This window comes from Stenotrophomonas sp. MYb238, assembly GCF_009496535.1.
Lineage (GTDB): Bacteria > Pseudomonadota > Gammaproteobacteria > Xanthomonadales > Xanthomonadaceae > Stenotrophomonas.
Genome location: NZ_WIDL01000002.1, coordinates 111,967 through 128,890, shown reverse-complemented (window position 1 = coordinate 128,890; position 16,924 = coordinate 111,967). Strand labels below are relative to the sequence as shown.

Annotated in this window: 19 protein-coding genes; 7 read left to right on the top strand and 12 right to left on the bottom strand. The window is 70.5% G+C overall.

What is annotated here, in order from left to right; translation table 11 throughout:
* Nucleotides 1–78 precede the first annotated feature (78 nt).
* Both CQ393_RS02055 and CQ393_RS02050 read right to left on the bottom strand, forming a co-directional pair.
* Nucleotides 79–1,464, bottom strand: a complete 1,386-nt coding sequence (locus tag CQ393_RS02055; protein WP_153189966.1) for a PAS domain-containing protein — start codon at nt 1,462–1,464, stop codon at nt 79–81.
* Nucleotides 1,451–1,825 (bottom strand): response regulator, encoded by a 375-nt coding sequence (locus tag CQ393_RS02050; protein WP_153189965.1) that lies wholly within the window; start codon nt 1,823–1,825, stop codon nt 1,451–1,453. Before CQ393_RS02050 ends, CQ393_RS02055 begins: the two co-directional genes overlap by 14 nt.
* A 348-nt stretch (nt 1,826–2,173) precedes the next feature.
* Between CQ393_RS02050 and CQ393_RS02045 the strand changes: the two genes are divergently transcribed.
* The 5 genes from CQ393_RS02045 (at nt 2,174) to CQ393_RS18000 (ending at nt 5,572) form a co-directional block, all read left to right on the top strand.
* Entirely contained in the window at nt 2,174–3,484 is a 1,311-nt protein-coding gene (locus tag CQ393_RS02045) for a sigma-54 dependent transcriptional regulator (protein ID WP_153189964.1), read from the top strand.
* 4 nt (nt 3,485–3,488) lie between these two features.
* Nucleotides 3,489–3,656: a histidine kinase dimerization/phospho-acceptor domain-containing protein gene (locus tag CQ393_RS02040; RefSeq protein ID WP_228114224.1), complete on the top strand. Its 168-nt coding sequence runs from the start codon at nt 3,489–3,491 to the stop codon at nt 3,654–3,656.
* A gap of 232 nt (nt 3,657–3,888) precedes the next feature.
* Complete coding sequence (locus tag CQ393_RS02035) at nt 3,889–4,764, top strand: BON domain-containing protein (RefSeq protein ID WP_153189962.1); 876 nt, start codon at nt 3,889–3,891, stop codon at nt 4,762–4,764.
* Complete coding sequence (locus CQ393_RS02030; protein WP_153189961.1) at nt 4,761–5,393, top strand: DUF4142 domain-containing protein; 633 nt, start codon at nt 4,761–4,763, stop codon at nt 5,391–5,393. Before CQ393_RS02035 ends, CQ393_RS02030 begins: the two co-directional genes overlap by 4 nt.
* Nucleotides 5,394–5,398: 5 nt before the next feature.
* Nucleotides 5,399–5,572, top strand: coding sequence for a hypothetical protein (locus CQ393_RS18000; protein ID WP_194269551.1), 174 nt, complete (start codon nt 5,399–5,401; stop codon nt 5,570–5,572).
* Nucleotides 5,573–5,579: 7 nt separating this feature from the next.
* On the opposite strand, the gene CQ393_RS02025 is transcribed toward CQ393_RS18000, so the two are convergent.
* From CQ393_RS02025 to CQ393_RS02005, 5 genes are all read right to left on the bottom strand, one after another.
* Nucleotides 5,580–5,861 (bottom strand): DUF3247 family protein, encoded by a 282-nt coding sequence (locus CQ393_RS02025; RefSeq protein ID WP_153189960.1) that lies wholly within the window; start codon nt 5,859–5,861, stop codon nt 5,580–5,582.
* Between the two features lie 173 nt (nt 5,862–6,034).
* The gene (locus CQ393_RS02020) at nt 6,035–6,559 is read right to left on the bottom strand and encodes a hypothetical protein (RefSeq protein ID WP_153189959.1); all 525 of its coding nucleotides are present in this window, start codon (nt 6,557–6,559) and stop codon (nt 6,035–6,037) included.
* The gene (locus CQ393_RS02015) at nt 6,556–8,169 is read right to left on the bottom strand and encodes an FAD-dependent oxidoreductase (RefSeq protein ID WP_343199454.1); all 1,614 of its coding nucleotides are present in this window, start codon (nt 8,167–8,169) and stop codon (nt 6,556–6,558) included. Before CQ393_RS02015 ends, CQ393_RS02020 begins: the two co-directional genes overlap by 4 nt.
* A 210-nt stretch (nt 8,170–8,379) precedes the next feature.
* Nucleotides 8,380–10,752 carry a catalase gene (locus CQ393_RS02010; protein ID WP_153189957.1) on the bottom strand — a complete coding sequence of 791 codons (2,373 nt, stop codon included), beginning with the start codon at nt 10,750–10,752 and terminating at the stop codon, nt 8,380–8,382.
* Nucleotides 10,753–10,854: 102 nt separating this feature from the next.
* Complete coding sequence (locus tag CQ393_RS02005) at nt 10,855–11,514, bottom strand: DUF6766 family protein (protein WP_153189956.1); 660 nt, start codon at nt 11,512–11,514, stop codon at nt 10,855–10,857.
* Between the two features lie 196 nt (nt 11,515–11,710).
* Here CQ393_RS02005 and CQ393_RS02000 point away from each other — a divergent pair, with 196 nt between their 5' ends.
* Nucleotides 11,711–11,890, top strand: a complete 180-nt coding sequence (locus CQ393_RS02000; RefSeq protein WP_153189955.1) for a hypothetical protein — start codon at nt 11,711–11,713, stop codon at nt 11,888–11,890.
* 63 nt (nt 11,891–11,953) lie between these two features.
* On the opposite strand, the gene CQ393_RS01995 is transcribed toward CQ393_RS02000, so the two are convergent.
* The 4 genes from CQ393_RS01995 to CQ393_RS01980 form a co-directional block, all read right to left on the bottom strand.
* A complete protein-coding gene (locus tag CQ393_RS01995; protein ID WP_153189954.1) occupies nt 11,954–12,967 on the bottom strand; it encodes a CorA family divalent cation transporter in 1,014 nt (337 codons plus the stop codon).
* Nucleotides 12,968–12,979: 12 nt separating this feature from the next.
* A complete protein-coding gene (locus CQ393_RS01990; protein WP_153189953.1) occupies nt 12,980–13,582 on the bottom strand; it encodes a DUF892 family protein in 603 nt (200 codons plus the stop codon).
* Between the two features lie 143 nt (nt 13,583–13,725).
* The gene (locus CQ393_RS01985) at nt 13,726–13,977 is read right to left on the bottom strand and encodes a hypothetical protein (RefSeq protein ID WP_153189952.1); all 252 of its coding nucleotides are present in this window, start codon (nt 13,975–13,977) and stop codon (nt 13,726–13,728) included.
* Between the two features lie 110 nt (nt 13,978–14,087).
* Entirely contained in the window at nt 14,088–14,321 is a 234-nt protein-coding gene (locus tag CQ393_RS01980; RefSeq protein ID WP_153189951.1) for a hypothetical protein, read from the bottom strand.
* A gap of 31 nt (nt 14,322–14,352) precedes the next feature.
* On the opposite strand from CQ393_RS01980, the gene CQ393_RS01975 reads away from it, so the two are divergent.
* Nucleotides 14,353–14,700 carry a BON domain-containing protein gene (locus CQ393_RS01975; RefSeq protein ID WP_153189950.1) on the top strand — a complete coding sequence of 116 codons (348 nt, stop codon included), beginning with the start codon at nt 14,353–14,355 and terminating at the stop codon, nt 14,698–14,700.
* Nucleotides 14,701–14,973: 273 nt separating this feature from the next.
* Here CQ393_RS01975 and ligD read toward each other — a convergent pair.
* Nucleotides 14,974–16,924, bottom strand: a 1,951-nt coding sequence (gene ligD / locus CQ393_RS01970) for a DNA ligase D (protein WP_194269550.1), incomplete at its 5' end; no start/stop codon positions are given.

Genomic DNA, 16,924 nt, shown 5'->3' with positions numbered 1-16,924 from the left:
CGGCGACACGGCACGCCAACGCATCGGCTCGCATGCCCTGCGGTATTGGATCAGGCCGGAAGCGGCAGCCTGTAGTATTCAGCCAGCGCGCAGCGGAACCTCGACCACGCACTCCACGCCGTGACCGGTCAGCCGGTAGGAAGTGCGCGCCTTGAGCTGGTATGGCAGGGCGCGTTCGATCAGTTCGCGCCCGTAGCCGCCCTCGCGTCCGGGGTCCGGCGGCGCGGTGCCGTGCGATACCTCGTTCCATTCCATGCGCAGCACCGGCGTGCCATCCTCGCGCCGGCGCCGGCGCCAGCGCACTTCCAGCCGTCCCGACGCCGCCGAGAGCGCGCCGTACTTGGTGGCGTTGGTCATCAGTTCGTGCAGCGCCAGGGCGAGGGCCTGCAGGGACGCCGACTCCAGAGCGATGTCGCCGGGCCCGTCCAGCACCACCCGGGCGCGGTCGGCGCCATGCGCTTCCAGTTCCTCGAACAGGAGCCGGTCGAAGGTGACCATGCTGCCTTCGTCCAGGCTCGACAGCAGGGCGTGGGTGCGCGAGATGGCGCTGATGCGGCTGCAATACGCGTCGCGGAACTCGCCCAGCGTCTGGCATTCGTCGAGCGTACGCTCGGCCACCGCGCGCATCACCGCCATCAGGTTGCGGGTGCGGTGCTGCAGTTCGGCGATGAGCACCTGGGCGCGACCGGACGCCTCCTTCTCCTCGGTGGCATCGTGGCCGATGCCGCCGATGCGTACCACCCGCCCCTCGCGGTCGAGCAGCGGAAACGCGGTGTCGCGCATCCAGCGGATGGCGCCGTCGTCGCGGCCGATGCGGTACTCGACCACGATGCGTTCGCCCGCCCGGACCCGGGCCAGCGCCTCGTGCACGCGGCGCCTGTCCTCGCGCAGGATCCGGCTGGTCCAGCTGTCCAGCGTCGGATTCGCCAGCATCATTCCACGGTCGCAGCCATAGAGGCGATCGAACGCCGGGCTCAGGTATTCCAGGCGCATGCTGCGCGCGTCGCGGACCCACAGCACGTCGGAAGCCGCTTCGCCGAACTGCGCCATGCTTTCATGCAGCGCTTTGTCGACATCGACGGGGTCGGTGACGTCATGCAGGGTCCCGACCACCCGCCCGGGATCATCGGCCTCGCGCAGCCGGAACAGGGGCTTGAGCAGCAGGTGGCGCTGCTGTCCGTCCGGCAGCCAGTAGCGGAAGCGGCAGGCCGAGTCCACGCGCCCCTCGCCCGCGCGCGCCAGCAGATCGTGCAGGCGGTCGCGGTCCTGTTCGTGCACGCGCGACAGCAGGCCACGCATGTCCGGGGCGACCATGCCGGGCCGGTAGCCGTCCATCTCGAAGCCTGAATCGGCCCAGGTGATCGCGTCGCTGCCCACATGCCAGACCCAGCCGGCCAGGTGCGCGGACGCGATGAGATGCCGCTCCCCTTTCCGCGCATCGTCCGCTTCACTAGGGATCGGCATGCAGCAGCTCCAGCAGCAGCACCCTGACGTCTTCCACGCCGAACGGTTTGACGCACTGCAGGCGATCGGAATAGCGCTCGGGAATCAGCCCGTGGTCGTAGCCGGTGGTGAACAGGAAAGGCACCCCCTGCCCGCTCAGGCGGTCTGCCACCGGATAGACGCTCTGCCGGCCCAGGTTGATGTCCAGCACCGCCGCATCCGGCATCGGATACCGGTCCAGCAGGGCGTTGGCGTCCTCGACGCTGCTGGCCGGACCCAGGACCTCGGCGCCGTCGCCCTGCAGCAGATCGTGCAGGCATTCGGCGAGCATGTACTCGTCCTCGACCACGAGGATCCGGCGTCCGGCAAGGCTGGCATTCATCGTCGTTCATCTCTCGGCCGGGTGGCTGAATATGGATACGGGAATGTTTGCAGCACGTGAGCGCAGGTCATGGCGGCGTGGGTGCCGCGTGCCTGCCCATGCGCGTCGCCGCGCCCGGCATTTCTCCAGCCCGCGCACGACATGGAAACGTTTCGCCAAGCCGTTCCTCCGATGCGCGCCGCGTGTACGTCCGTGCGTGTGCGCCGCGTTGCAGTCCATGCGATGCACGCGGAGATGCATGCGCCGGCGCGCGGGTGTGTTGCGTCGATCAAAGGCGGGCGCGCGTCGCTGACAGGGGAATAACGCCTGCGCGCCTAGCGTCGTTTTCGTGCAACGAAGGAGACGCGAGTGTCCGCTCCCACCCTGGCCATCGTCGACGACGATCCCGATTTTTCCGTGTTCCTGACGAGGGTCGCCAGGCGCCAAGGCTTCCTCACGCACCAGTTCCACACGGTGTGCGACGCCACGCGCTGGCTGTCCAGCAACGAGGTCGACCTGACCATTCTGGACATGGCGCTCCCCGACGGCACGGGCCTTGACCTCCTGGATCGCATCCCCTCGGACCGGCATGGCCAGATCGTCTTCGTGTCCGGCACCCGCGACACCGAGCAGATCCGCCGCGCGGTGGCGACGCCGGCCACCGAATTCCTCGGCAAGCCGGTGGGCGCCGACGCGCTGGAGCAGCTGTTCCGCCGCGTGCAGGAAGACCTCGGCTGCCGCGCCCATGGACAGGAACGGCTCGACCACGACCTCGTCGGCGAAAGCGCGGCCATGCGCCGCGTCAAGCAGGACATCCTGCGCGTGGCGCCCACCGACCTGAACGTGCTGGTGCTGGGCGAGACCGGCACGGGCAAGGAACTGGTGGCGCGTGCCGTGCACGCGCACAGCGGGCGGCAGGGACGACTGGTGTGCGTGAACTGCGGCGCCGTGCCTGCCGAACTGCTGGCCAGCCAGCTGTTCGGCCACGAGCGCGGCGCCTTCACCGGCGCGGCCAACCGGCATGCCGGTTTCCTGGAACAGGCCGATGGCGGCACCCTGTTCCTGGACGAGATCGGCGAGATGCCCCCGGCGCTGCAGGTGTACCTGCTGCGGGCAATGGAGACCGGCACCGTCGTGCGTGTCGGCGGAACCTGCGAAATCCCCGTCGATGTGCGCATCGTGGCGGCCACCAACCGCCTGCCCGAGGAAGGCATGCTGCGCCAGGACCTGTTCTACCGCCTGGGCCACTACCTCCTCGAACTGCCGCCGCTGCGCGCGCGCGGCGACGACGTACGGCTGCTGGCCAACCGCTTCGTCGCGGCATTGAACGACAAGTACGGCGGCCCGCCGAAACGGCTGGACCCGGCCGGCACCGCGCGGCTGCTGCGGCATTCCTGGCCGGGCAACGTGCGCGAGCTGATCGCGGCCACCGAGCGTGCCTATCTCGACGCCGGCGGGCCGATGGTCGACATCAATCCGCTGGTGCTGGACCGGCGCCAGGCCGACAGCGGCGACGTGGTGCAGTTCCGCGTGGGTACGCCGCTGCAGGACATCGAGGAGGAGATGCTCCGGCGCACGCTGGCCTTCCACAACGGCGACAAGACCGCCACCGCGCGCAGCCTCGGAGTCAGCGTGCGCACCATCCACAACCACCTGGCGCGGACCCGGCGCCATGGATGAGCGCGTGCTGCACCGCCTGCGCAACGACCTGAACGTGGTGGCGCTGGGACTGTCGCTGTTGAAACGCCAGCTCGAGCGCGATGCTTCGGCGGAAACCCGCGATATGCTGCGCAGGATCGAACTGGCCGCCCAGCGCTGCGCGAAGGCGGTCGCGGCGACGGAACCGCGGTGACTGGGCCACGCGCGGTTTCGAACCTCACCGGCGGCCGCGCAAGGCATGCCGTGCCCTGCAGAATCTTCATCCCCGTGCACAAGATGCAGGTAACCGCGACCACGCCGGTCCGCCGGAGCCGCGTCTTTCCTGCCTTCCACCGCTGGCATGGGACTTGCGATTCCACCGCGTATCCGCCCTTCCATCGCGAAAGGCGGAGCACCACGCCCCCACCGGCATGCAGGAGAACGAGATGAACCGCAACGACTGGCAGGAACGGAACGAAGGCAGCCGTTCCTTCGGCAGGGAATACGGCGAGGACCGACCGCATCACCCGGCCGGCAGCGCGGCGTACGGCAACGACGAACGCCGCTACCGGGACGTGGCCGCAACGCCGCGCGGCTGGAGCGGCGCGCAGGGCGCCGGGCCGCACGAGCGCGGGCGGGACGAACGCGCCACCGACTGGCGCCGCGACCAGGACCAGGAGCGCGGCACGGCCGGCGGTTTCTGGCGCGGCATGGCGCGCGGCGACAGTGCCCTGTTCGGCGCCGGCGAGGCGGACTATGCCGGGCCCCGCGGTGGCGAAAGCCGCTGGGGCGAACGCGGCCATGCCGACGAGGAGGAACGCGCCCTGCGCGACTACGGCAGGCACGCGCACGGCGGCGAGTACCGCCACCCTGGCTGGCAGGGAAACTCCCTGTACAGCGAAGCGGATCGTGGCGGGCCGTCGCCCCATGCAGGGCGCGGCGGGTACGACCGCGATTTCCCGGGAGAAGACGGCCGGCAGCAGCGATGGTCGCAGGACCGCGACGACGGCCGCGCGCCGGACGCCCGCCGCGGCCCGTACCGGGGCCGCGGACCGCGCAACTACGCGCGGTCGGACGAACGCATCACCGAGGATCTCAACGAGCGCCTCACCGACAACGACATGCTCGATGCCAGCGACATCAGCGTGCAGGTCGCCGACGGCGTGGCCACCCTGAGCGGCACCGTCGCCTCGCGCTGGATGCGCCACCTGGCCGAGGACATCGCCGATTCCTGCAGCGGCGTGAAGGACATCCGCAACGAGATCACCGTCGCCGCCGCGGACGACGCCGGCGATGCGCCCCTGCCCGGAGTCCGCCCATGAACGCCTTCGACATGGCCAAGCCGCTCCTGCTGGCAGGCGTCGTCCTGCTGGCCGCGTGCCGCAACGACGAACCCATGCCGTCGCGCGGGACCGCCGCCCCCGCGGCCGATGCGGCCACGCCCGGCGAAGGAGCGCCCGGCGCGGTCCCGCGCACCGATGCCGGCAACGATGGCGATGGCGACGCGCTGGCGGTACTGAATGCCATCAACGACCACGAGATCGCCATGGGGCGGCAGGCCCTGGAAAAGGGCGTGCAGGGGCCCGTCGCCGACTACGCCCGGCGGATGATCGACGAACACGGCAGCAACAGGCAGCAGACCGATGCCCTGCGCCCCACCCCGGACAGCACCAATGCCCGGGCGCAGCGGGACAAGGGCGATACCGTCCTGCGCCAGCTCGCCGGCAAGAGCGGCGAAGCCTACCGCCGCGCCTACGTGCAGGCCATGGTCTCCGGCCATGCCGAGGCGCTGGCGACGCTGGACCATACCCTCATCCCTGCCGCAAACCGTCCTGACGTGCAGGCGCACCTGCAGCAGACGCGGACCCGCGTGGCCCAGCACCTGGAACAGGCGCGCGCGCTGCCGGCCTCGGAACCGCCGCCGGCGCAGGACGCCTCCCAACAACGGTGAATGCCATGAACAAACTTCCCCTCAATCCCGGCAAGGCCAGCGACCAGGACAAGGCGCATACGCCGGACAAGCTGCGCAACGACAAGGCGCAGTGGAAGCGGCCGGACATGCCCGAGGCCGAACATACCGCCCACCCGGAAGACTACGAGCGCCCGCCGGCGCCGCGGCGCAGGGACTGAGCGGCGCCTAGCTCGAACCCAGCCGCGTGAAACGCTCGACCTCGTCCAGCCACAGGTCGCGGATGTCGCCGCCGCCCAGGTCGATCCGCACCTGGCCGTTGGTGCCTTCGTTGCCCTGCGCGTCGCGGAACTGCTGGACGGTGGGCCGGTCCACCAGGGTGCCGACCAGGGTCGTGCCGCCGCGCATGTGCAGTTCGACCATCAACTCGGCATCGAGCGCCAGCTGCAGCGCCTTGAGGCGCTCGATGTCCGCCTGCTCGACGTGGATGCGGGGGGCTGTTCTGCTCATGGTGTCCTCGCTCTCTGCGTGATGTATCGGTGCATGACAGGCCGCGGCCGATGCCCGGCCACGGCGGAACGATGGCCGCGGTGTATCCAGGCGCCATCGCCGCCCTGCGGCGACGTGACGCGTGCGTTCTTCCGCAGGAGCGAACGCCACCACTGCCGTGATCGCCGGCCGCGTCAGCCGCCGCCGCGCCGGGCGCGGGCACGCCAGGCTGCGGTAAGTTCGGCCAGCAGCGGCAGCATGCACAGCAGCAGTGCCGGCAGCAGCACCGCGATCCAAGCCGATGCCGGCGGCGCTGGCGCACGCCACTCCCACCTCCAGCCGCGCGCCAGCGCCGCCGGCCCTTGGCCAAACGCCGCGACGCCCAGCGCGATCCACGGCGCGGCGTCCAGCACGCTGTGGATGTGCTGCTCCAGCGGCGTGACCGGGCGCCGACCCCAAGCGGTACGGGTATCCATGTAGCCGGCCACCGCATGCGCAAGGACCAGCAGCGCCGACAGCGCGAGCAGCGGCAACCCCGGGCGCGCGGCCAGCCACGCCAGTACCAGCGTTCCCATCAGGCCCATCTGCAGCACGTGCAGCAGCGATTCGGCAAGGCCGGAGGTGTGCGGCAGGTCGCTGCGGCGATGGCAGCGGAAATCGGCCCACCCGGCCAGCAGCCACAGCAGGTAGCCGGCGTAGGCCCACCCTGCGCCGCTCATTGGTCTGGGCCGGCATCGCGCACGACCTCCTGCTGGGGCAGGTCGAACGGCGCCAGCGGTTCGCTCGCCGGGCCGTTGAGGATGGCGCCGCTGGTCGCCTTGAAGCGCGAGCCATGGCACGGGCAATCCCAGGATTTCTCCTCGCTGCTCCAGCGCACCACGCAGCCCATGTGGGTGCAGCGGGCGTTGTGGGCGTGCAGCATGCCGTCGCCGGAACGGTATACGGCCACCTGGTGCACGCCGCAGCGGACCACCCGGCCGCTGCCGCGCGCCAGCCCGGCCAGCGCGTCGGCCGGTACCGAAGCGAGCCAGTCGCGGTACTGCAGGGCGGTGTTGGCGTTCTCGCGCAGCCAGTTGCCAGCGCTCAGCAGGCGGTGCCGGCCCGGCGCGTACAGCGCCGCCCACGGATTGTCGCGGCCCAGCACCAGATCGGTCAGCAGCAGCGCGGCCAGCGTGCCGTGGGTGAGCCCGTTGCCGGAGTCGCCGCTCACCAGATAGACGTTCTCGTTGTCCGGATCGGCGCCGATGAACGCCAGGCCGTCGTCCGGCTCCAGGACCTGTCCGGACCAGGCGTGGGTGTAGCGCGTGATCGACGGGAACCGCGCGTCGGCCCATTCCTGCAGGCGCGCATAGACGCCGGGGTCGTCGTCCTGCCCGGTCTTGTGGTCGCCGCCGCCGACGATCACCTCCACCTCGTCCGCATCCATGCCCGGCGGCATGCGCAGCCGCACGTAGTGGTAGGGATCGCCGTCGTCCCAGTACAGGGCGTCGGGAATGCTGTGCGCCGGCGCGCGCCCGGCCACCACGTAGGTGCGGTAGGCGGCCTGCTTGAGCCAGGTCGCGCCGGTCTCGTGCGCCGGCACGTTGGTCGCCGCCACCACCGCGTCGGCGTGCAGCCCGCGACCGTCGCGGCACTCCACGCGCGGCCGCCCGCTGCCTTCGATCGCGGTAACGTCGCCGCGCGCGAAGCGCACCCCGGCCTCGCGCGCCTGCCGCGCCAGCGCCAGCAGGTACGGGCCGATGTCCACACGCGCTTGGTCGTCGAAACGCAACACCGGACCGAGCGCGGGCGCCGCCGCGATGCCCTCCGCCTGCAGCTCGACCGCCAGCCCCGCCGCCCCGGCCGCCCGGCATTCGCGGCGCAGGTCCTCGACGTCCCGGGTGCAGGAGAACAGATAGCCCGGGACGCGCCGGAAACCGCAGTCGGTCCCCGCGCGCGCCACGACCGCGGCCATCCAGTCGATCGCCGCGGCGTGGCTGGCCGCGGCCAGCCGCGCGCCGGCCTCGCCGTGATAGCGCGCCAGCGTCTGGAAGCGGTCGTCCAGCGCCGAGGCCAGGTGCGCGCTGGTGCGCAGGGTTTCGCCGGCGCCGATGCCCTGGCGCTCCACCACCTGCACCTGCTTTCCGGCGCGGGCCAGTTCCAGCGCGACGCTCAACCCGGCTATACCGGCGCCGACTACGATCACTTCCGCGTCCGCGACCGGGTCCTGCCACCAGTCGGCGGTGGCGGCGGTGACGTCGTCCCATACGGGTCGGGTATGTGCGGTCTTCATCGACACCCCAGGCAGTGGATGAGGTCTGCGACGGTAGGTCCGCGCCGGTAAGCGCACCGTCAATCCGCGAGAGGAAGGCGATCACACGCTGCCAGCACGCCGCGCCGCATCCGCACCTGGCCACCGCCAATGCGGCGGCGGCCCGCCCCGCGCCGTACATGCCACGGCATCCCCCTCTCTGCGGAACGGGGGAGCGGTGCGTGGCTCGCGATCCCTCTCGCACCCGCCTCCGGCCCGCCGCCTTGGCGCGGGCCGGAGGCGTACCGGTCAGAGCATCGCCGGCTCGCGCTCGGGATAACGGTGCTGCACGATGGCGATGGCGAAGCGCTCCACCGTGTCGCGCGCGTCGGGTTCGGCGAAGAGCAGCATCGGGTCGTTGTCCAGCGGCGTCAGGCCGGCGGCGTCCCACACCTGCCGCCCCTCGCCGACGAACAGCAGCGGCTTGCCGTGGCGGTAGCCATCGCGGATGTGCTCCAGCGCCCGCGCATCGCGCGCCAGCGCCGCCGCGCCCGCGGCGCCGCCCACGACCGCCAGCGCGTCGAACAGCACGCCGGGCTCGTTCTCCAGCGAGGCGTCGGCATCGAGCGCATTGCCGTCGTCATCGTGCAGCAGGCCGACATGCTGCCCCAGCAGCCGTACCATCGCGCCCTGTCCGGTCAATCCCCGGTGCAGCATCGTCACGTCCCGGGCGCGGCTGCCGTCGGCCACCAGCAGCGCGATCCGCCGCGTGCGGATGCCGCCCTCGCCCGGCCGCGACAGCAGCGACAGCGCCGGCGACAACACGACCTCCGCCGCGACCTCGCCGTCGAAGGCCTTCGGCATCTTCGGCGGCAGCGGCATGCCCAGCCCGCGCGCGACCTCGCCGGCCAGTTCCTCGGAGACGTTGCGCAGCAGCGACACCACGCGCCGGCGCACCGCCGGCACCGTCACCTTGCTCAGCTCGAAGCGGAACGCGTCGGCGATGTGGCGGCGCTCGGCCGGGCTCTGGCTGTCGTGGAACAGCGTGGCCTGCGCGTAGTGCTCGGCGAACTTCTCCGGCTTGGCGCGCACCTCGTCGCCCTGCGGCGGCTCGGCGAAGGATACGAAGCCGGCCGCGCCGGCCTGGAACGGGCAGCCGCCGGCCAGCGAATTGGGCTCGTAGGACACCCGGCCGCGGTGGATGGCCTGGCGGTGCATGCCGTCGCGCTGGTTGTTGTGCGCCGGCGCGACCGGCGCATTGATCGGCAGCTCATGGAAGTTCGGCCCGCCCAGCCGGCTGATCTGCGTATCCACGTAGGAATGGATGCGGCCGGCCAGCAGCGGATCGTTGCTGAAGTCGATACCGGGAATGATGTGCGCCGTGCAGAACGCGACCTGCTCGGTCTCGGCGAAGAAGTTGTCCGGATTGCGGTTGAGCACCATGCGCCCGATCGGGCGGATCGGCACCAGTTCCTCGGGCACGAGCTTGGTGGCGTCGAGCACGTCGAAGCTGAAACCGTCGGCCTCCTCCTCGCTGAACACCTGGATGCCCAGTTCGTACTCCGGGTACTCGCCGGCCTCGATCGCCTCCCACAGGTCGCGCCGGTGATAGTCCGGGTCGGCGCCGGAGATCTTCACCGCCTCGTCCCAGACCAGCGAATGGGTGCCCAGCTTCGGCGTCCAGTGGAACTTGCAGAACACCGACCGGCCGCGCGCGTTCACCAGGCGGAAGGTATGCACGCCGAAGCCCTGCATCATGCGGTAGCTGCGCGGGATCGCGCGGTCGGACATCTGCCACATCAGCATGTGCGCGGACTCGGGCATCAGCGACACGAAGTCCCAGAAGGTGTCGTGCGCCGAGGCCGCCTGCGGCATGGCGTGGTGCGGCTCGGGCTTGACCGCGTGCACCAGGTCCGGGAACTTGATCGCATCCTGGATGAAGAACACCGGCATGTTGTTGCCCACCAGGTCCCAGTTGCCCTCGTCGGTGTAGAACTTCACCGCGAAGCCGCGCACGTCGCGCGCGGTGTCCTTGGAGCCGCGCTCGCCGGCGACGGTGGAGAAACGCACGAACACCGGGGTGATCTTGCCCGCCTCCTGGAACGGCGCGGCGCGGGTGAGCGGCGAGAGGTCCTCGTAGGCCTCGAAGTAGCCGTGCGCGCCGGAACCGCGGGCATGGACCACGCGTTCGGGAATGCGCTCGTGGTCGAAGTGGGTGATCTTCTCGCGCAGGATGAAGTCCTTGAGCAGCGCCGGCCCGCGCAGTCCGGCCTTGAGGCTGTTCTGGTTGTCCGCTAACGGCACTGCCTGGTTGGTGGTCATGCGCTGGCCCGAACCATCGTTGCGCACCCGCTGCAGCGGCCCGGCATTGGCGTCCTGCCCCTCCGCGGCGGGCGCGCCGGCCTTGGCGCTGCCGTTGCTCTCGCTTACCGTGCTGGCGCCGGCCGCCGCGGATGGCGCCAGGTAGTGCTCGCCCTCCGGCGGCCGCGCGGCACCGGCGCCATGCTCGGCGCGCTTGTCGGCGTTGTGGGTGCGCTGCCCGGCCCAGTCGTCGACCAGCCCGGGCACCTCGTCGGCCGAACGCAGCGGTTGCCGTGCGTTGCTGTCCGCAGGGCCGCTGTCCGAGCGCGCGGCGGTCGTGGTGTGTGGCCGGTGGGACGAAGCGCCTTTCTTGCTGGCCATGGCGGCATCTCGCTGGAAGGGCTCCTGACCATAGCCGCGGCCGGTAAAACGCACGTGACCCTTGCCGGCGCGCGGCTCACGGGAAATTGACCGTGCCTGCGCTCAGGCGCCGGTCTGCGTGTGCGGCGCCTCCACCGGCTTGGACTCGGGCGAATCCTTCTGCCGCAGGTAGATGCTCAGCAGCACGATGGAAAGCACCGCGAGGAACTCGCTCTGCCAGTTCTGCATCGACTCGAACCAGAACTGCGCGCTGCCCAGGTGCTCGGCCCAGCCGATGCCGGCCAGCCCGTCCAGGGCGCGCTGCTGGTTCTCGTGGCGCCAGCTGCCGTAGGAATGGCCGCCGAAGCTCAGCAGGAACAGCAGCAGGTAGGTCAGCGACAGCGAGTTGGCATATAGCACTTTCCACAGCCCGCCCCTGCGCGCGGGCCACGGCGTGGTGCCGGGTTCGACCTCGTCGTCCTCCTCGGCCGGGTCGAGCTTGCGCGATTCGGCCGAACCGCGCTGGCGCAGCACGACGGTCAGCAGCACGTACATGCCCATCTGCAGGAACTCGCTTTCCCAGTTCTCGAACGTGGCCGAGACGAAGTGCCCGCTTTCCAGGTACCGGCCCAGCGACACCGTCGGCGCGCCCTTGTCCGCCAGTTCCTGGTTGAACGCGCGCAGCCCGGCCCAGGTCTGTCCGACCAGCGACGCGGCGAACAGCGCCAGCAGCACCAGCGAAAGCCCATTGCGATAGATGAACGAGGATTTTCCCTGCTTCATGACCGTTCTCCTGTGGTGCCCGGAGAGAACGTGGTCAGCGTGCGCGAAAGGCCGCGTAAAGAACCGGCAGCCGCACGACCCTTGCAGGTCACATCGATGAACGCAGGGCCATCGGCGTGCGCCAGGCACGCCGCGGTTTCACGCCGGCGACAACCCCGGCTGCGAACAATCGGATCTCCCCAGCGAGGATCACGCCATGAACAGAGACAGGAAAGATCCGCCCGGTCCGGCCGACGACCGCGACTGCACCGAAACGCCGCAGGAGCGCCGCGAACGCAAGGAACACGAAAGCGAGAACCACGACGAGGCGCTGGAGGAAACCTTCCCGGCCAGCGACCCGGTTTCTCCGTTCGTGCCGGCCAAGACGCCGGAATAGCGCGGTCCACGCGCGGATGATGACGGGCGGCGATTCGCCGCCCGCCATGTTTTTTCCCTGCCGCTAGAACCAGCGCTGGCGGCGGCCGAGCACGAACGCGCCGGCGGCCAGCGCCACCAGCCCGGCGATCACGCCGTAGAACCCGGCGTCGTCGCTCTGGAACAGGTGCGTGCCGAAGTTCATGCCCAGCGCGCCGACGATGGTGGCCATCAGCCCCGTCACCACGGTGACGAAGGTCAACACGCGCATGGCCTGGTTGGTGCGCAGCGCGGTCTGGTTGCTGAACAGCTCGAAGGTGCCCAGCACCTGATCGCGCGCGTTCTCGACCATGTCCAGGGCGCGCTCGAAGCGCATGTTCAACGCGATGAAGTGGCGATCGGCCGCACGCCCCTCGTCCGGCCGGAAATCCGGGCGCGACATGGCGCCGAACACCACCCGGTGGGGCGCCAGCATGCGCCGCAGGCGCGAAGCCCAGCGCCGCAGGCGCTGCAGTTCGTTAAGCGCATCGCAGGCGCCCTTGCCCAGGATGCTGACTTCCAGGCGCTCGATCGCCAGCTCGTGTTCGTCGATCGCCTTGAAGTAGCTGACCAGCAGGCGGTCCAGCAGCGTGGCGACGAAACTCTCGGCACGCAGCACGCCCACCCGTCCGGCCTGCTGCACGCGCAGCTCCTCCAGGAAGTCGATCGGTTCGCGCCGGAAGGTGACGACGCGGTCGGCGCCGGCCACGCACACCAGCACCGCGCCGCTGATCTTGTCCTTGTCGCCGCCGGCATGGGCGACGACGGCACGGACCCAGAAACAGCCATCGCCCTGCCCCACCTCCGGCACGGTGCCGCCGTCCAGGAACTGCCGCGCGGCCTGCGGCAGCTGCCAGGCCGCCCACACCGCGTCGATCTCCTCGTCGCCGGGATCGCACAGGTCCACCCAGGCCAGCGCGTCGTGCGCGGGCCGGCACGCGGCCAGCGACCGCGCACCGACCCGCCGCACCTGGCCCTGCGCGTCGAACATCCTGCAGAAGAAGGACGCGCACGCATCCTCCGCGCCGTCTTCCTCCATCGCGCCGCTGTCCGTTTCCATCGGTGCAGATCGCTACAGGTAGTCCTGGCGCGCCTTCTCCGCACGCGCCGCGCCGATGGCGGTCTGGACGTCCTTCTGCTCTTCCGGCGGCGGCAGCACCGCCGGCATGCCAAGGCTGCGGATCCACAGTTCACGGGCCCAGCCGCGCGTGTGGTAGAGGTGGTGATCCTCCTGCGTCTCCACCGCGGCATGCGCCTGGGCCAGGATGTCGGCGTGCGGCCCATCCTGCTCGGCGACCTGGCCGATCAGCTCCCAGTTCATGTGGTCCTTGGTCTCGGCGAGCACGACGCACTCGGCCGCGACCACTTCGGCGTCGGCCGGTTTGGCGTTGGCCAGCGCCATCTCGATCGCGGCGACCAGCGAGGCGCCCTGGTGGGCGACGACGTCGCGGCCGGGGCTGGAGGTCTCCGTATCCAGGCCCATCGCCTCGAACACGCGGGTCAGGATGCGCTCGTGGTTGCGGGTTTCCTCCAGATAGCCCTCCCATTCCTGCTTCAGGTCCTTGTTGCGCGCCGCGCGGATGGCGGCGGTATAGACCTCGATGCCGCCGCGCTCGGTTTCCAGAGCCTGCAGCAACAACTCGCGCACATGCGCCGCATTCGGCTTGCCGGTCATGAACGTTCTCCAGGTGAAAGGAGGCTTGGATATAGACAGGCGCCCGAAAGGACGGCGTGATCCCGCGTGAACGATCGGTGGCGACCCTCCGCCTGCATCGTCATGCGCGGGAACAGGCCCTTCGGCGGACAGGCCTGCCTCCATCAACCGAAGACGAGCGACCAGGGAATTTCCGAGCCGGTGAACTTGTAGCGGAAACCCTCGCAGTCGATCTGCCTTGCCACGTTGCCCGCGTCGTCGGCCAGCGTCTTGATCTCCACCAGCGTATTGGCCGCGGCCGGCCCGCTCCGGATCGGGATGCCCATGGACTTGATGTCGGCCAGTTCAGTGGAGATGTGCCTGACCGGGCGCCGCTCCTGCCCTGGTCCCAGCAGATAGAGTTGAATACCTTTCACAGCAAGCATTCCTCATTCGTCGTTCCCGCCCCGGCACCTGCCTACATACCGGCGCCGAAGTTAAGCCGTTGCGTGCATCACGCCGCCGTCTTGTGAAAGCCGGCAACCGGTCACACGCGATCGCGGCGCGTGGGCACGCCGCTTTCATGCGGCGACCGGGAGCACGCAGTCCGGTGCGCCTCCAGCGGCATCGCGCACACGACGCGCACAGTCATCGCCGGGTACGGCGCTTTGCGGCATGCACGGCAGCCGCCATCGTCGTGCCTGCCTGCGACGCCGCCCTGCACTTCTTCGTCACCGGCCTGCTGCGCGCTCTTAATCCCCCGGCAGGCAGGATGGTCCATGGAGCACTTCCGCTCCTCGAGGAGAATCGACATGAGCGCAAGCAAGATGAAGCACCTCCTGCTCCTGGGCGTCGTCGCGACCGCCTGCGCGGGGACCATCACCACGGCCCAGGCGGCCGCCCAGGACCGCGGCATGCAGCAGAAGGAATCGGTGCAGCCCGGCAGCGACACCTGGATCACCACCAAGGTCAAGGCCGAACTGCTGGCCACCAAGGATGTTTCCGGCCTGGACATCAAAGTCGAGACGGTGAACGGCGTGGTTTCGCTCAGCGGCGACGTGGATACGCAGGCCGAGGTCGATCGCGCGGTCGCCACGGCCAGGAAGATCGATGGCGTCACCCGCGTGGACAACAGGCTGGTGGTGCGCGGCGCGAAGTAAGCGCATGCGGGCGGGTCCGTCGGCTCCGGCTGACGGGCAGCCCATGTTGCGGCGCGGCCGCCCTGCCGGGGAGGCGGCCGCGCCGGTCGCGGGCATGTGCATCACGCTTGTCCGGATCGCGCTTGCGCGGCGGCCGGCGACGTTCGTCCGGAAAGGGCGCATGCGGCGGCGGGTCGCGCACGTTCGGTTCGCGTGGGTCACGCGGTTCCTTGAGAGTGGCCGGGTCCGGCGGCGTTTCCGGGCCGGTGCCGGTGCGCGGCGGCATGCCGGCCATCACTCCTTCTCCGCGTCTGGCGCATGCCGGGCCAACCGCGAAGCGACCTTGTCCAGGTTCTGGCGGATACGGCCGATGTCGCCCCAGGGATGCTGTTTCATGCGCGCCATGCGGCGCGGCGCCGAGACGATGTCGTGCGCGCCGCCGCCCTTGGTCCGCGCCAGTTCCTCCCAGCGCAGCGGCATCGCCACCGGCGCGCCCGGTCTCGCCCGCAGCGAGAAGGACGCCACGCTGGTCGCGCCGCGGCCGTTGCGCAGGTAGTCGACGAAGATGCGGCCCTTGCGCAGGCGCTTGCTGGCCGTGGCCACGTATGCCAGCGGGTCCGAGGCCGCCATCGATTCGGCGAAGGCGCGCGCGAACGCCTTCACCTGCGGCCACGGGCACGCCGGCCGCAGCGGCACCACGACATGCAGTCCCTTGCCGCCGGAGGTGCGCACGAACGATTCCAGCCCGAGTTCGCGCAGGCGGTCGCGTACCCAGCGCGCCGCCGCGACCACCCGCGTCCAAGCCACGCCGGTGTCCGGATCGAGATCGAACACGATGCGGTCGGCCTTGTCCGGCGTCTCGGCCAGCGCGCCCCACGGATGGAACTCCAGGGCGTTGAACTGCACCAGTTCCAGCAGCGCGGCGGCGTCGCGCACCACGATGTAGTCCGCGCTCGCTCCATCCTCTTCCTCGAGCGCCACCGAATCGACATGTTCCATGCCCGTGGGCAGGTGCTTCTGGAAGAAGCACGGCCGGCCGGTGCCCTGCGGACAGCGCACCACGGACAGCGGCCGGCCGGCGATCTCCGGCAGCAGCCAGGGCAGCATGGTGCGGTAGTAGGCGTACACGTCTTCCTTGCGGATGCCGTCATCGGGGTACACCACGCGGTTGGGACTGGTCAGCACCACGTCCTTCGCCGGCATTCGGGTCTTCGGTTTGCGGATCGTGCTTGGCATGGGGTCCTCCGCGTGGGAATCGGGCGATGGCGCGCGCAGGTCCGCCGCGCTCTTGTCGGCCCGGATCGTCTTGAACGAGGCCTGCCGCAGCAGGCCGAGATTGCCGGTGCCGTGGTGGAACACCTCCACCACCATGGCCGGCTTCACCCACTGGACCTTGCCCAGGCCGGTGACGTCGGCGCCGAGGCGCACGGCGGGCTTGTCGCGGGCCAGCGGCTGCAGGCCGCGCACCAGTTCGTCCAGCATGCGCTGGTTGAAGCCGGTGCCGACGCGGCCGGCGTAGCGCCAGCCACGGCGCCCTTCCGGCGCTGCCAGCAGCAGCGCGCCAAGCCCGCTGCGGCTGCCCTTGGGCGCGGTGTATCCCACCACCGCGAACTCCTCCGAGGCGCGCTGCTTGATCTTGCGCCAGTCGTCGCCGCGGCCGCTGCGGTACGGTGCGGCCGCGCGTTTGGAGATGATGCCCTCCAGCCCGCGCTCCACCGCCATGGCCAGGGCGCGCTCGCCGTCCTCGCCCACGTGCGAGCTGTACACCAGCGGGGGCTCGGGCGATTGGAGAAGCGCGGCCAGGACGCCCTTGCGCGCGTCCTGCCGGCATCCGCTCAGATCGACGTCGCCCAGCTGCATGATGTCGAACAGCACGTAGGACAGCGGCGCGGCGCGCTCGCCGGACAAGGTGGCCTGCAGCAGGCCGAAATCCTGCTGGCGGCCGGCGCCGGCGACCAGTTCGCCGTCCAGCACCGCCTCGACGCCGAGCCCCTGCAACGCCTGCACGATCGCCGGCAGGCGCGCGGTCCATTCCAGTTCGTTGCGCGACCACAGCCGCACCTTGCCGCGGCCGAGCTGGGCGATCAGCCGGTAGCCATCCCATTTCGCCTCGTGTAACCAGCCCTCACCGTCCGGCACCGCCGTCGCCAGCGTGGCCAGCTGCGGCGCATGGAAGGCCGGCGCGCGACCGGTATGCGGCGAAGCAGGAGGCGGACGACCTGCTGGGCGAACCCGCGCCGGCGCC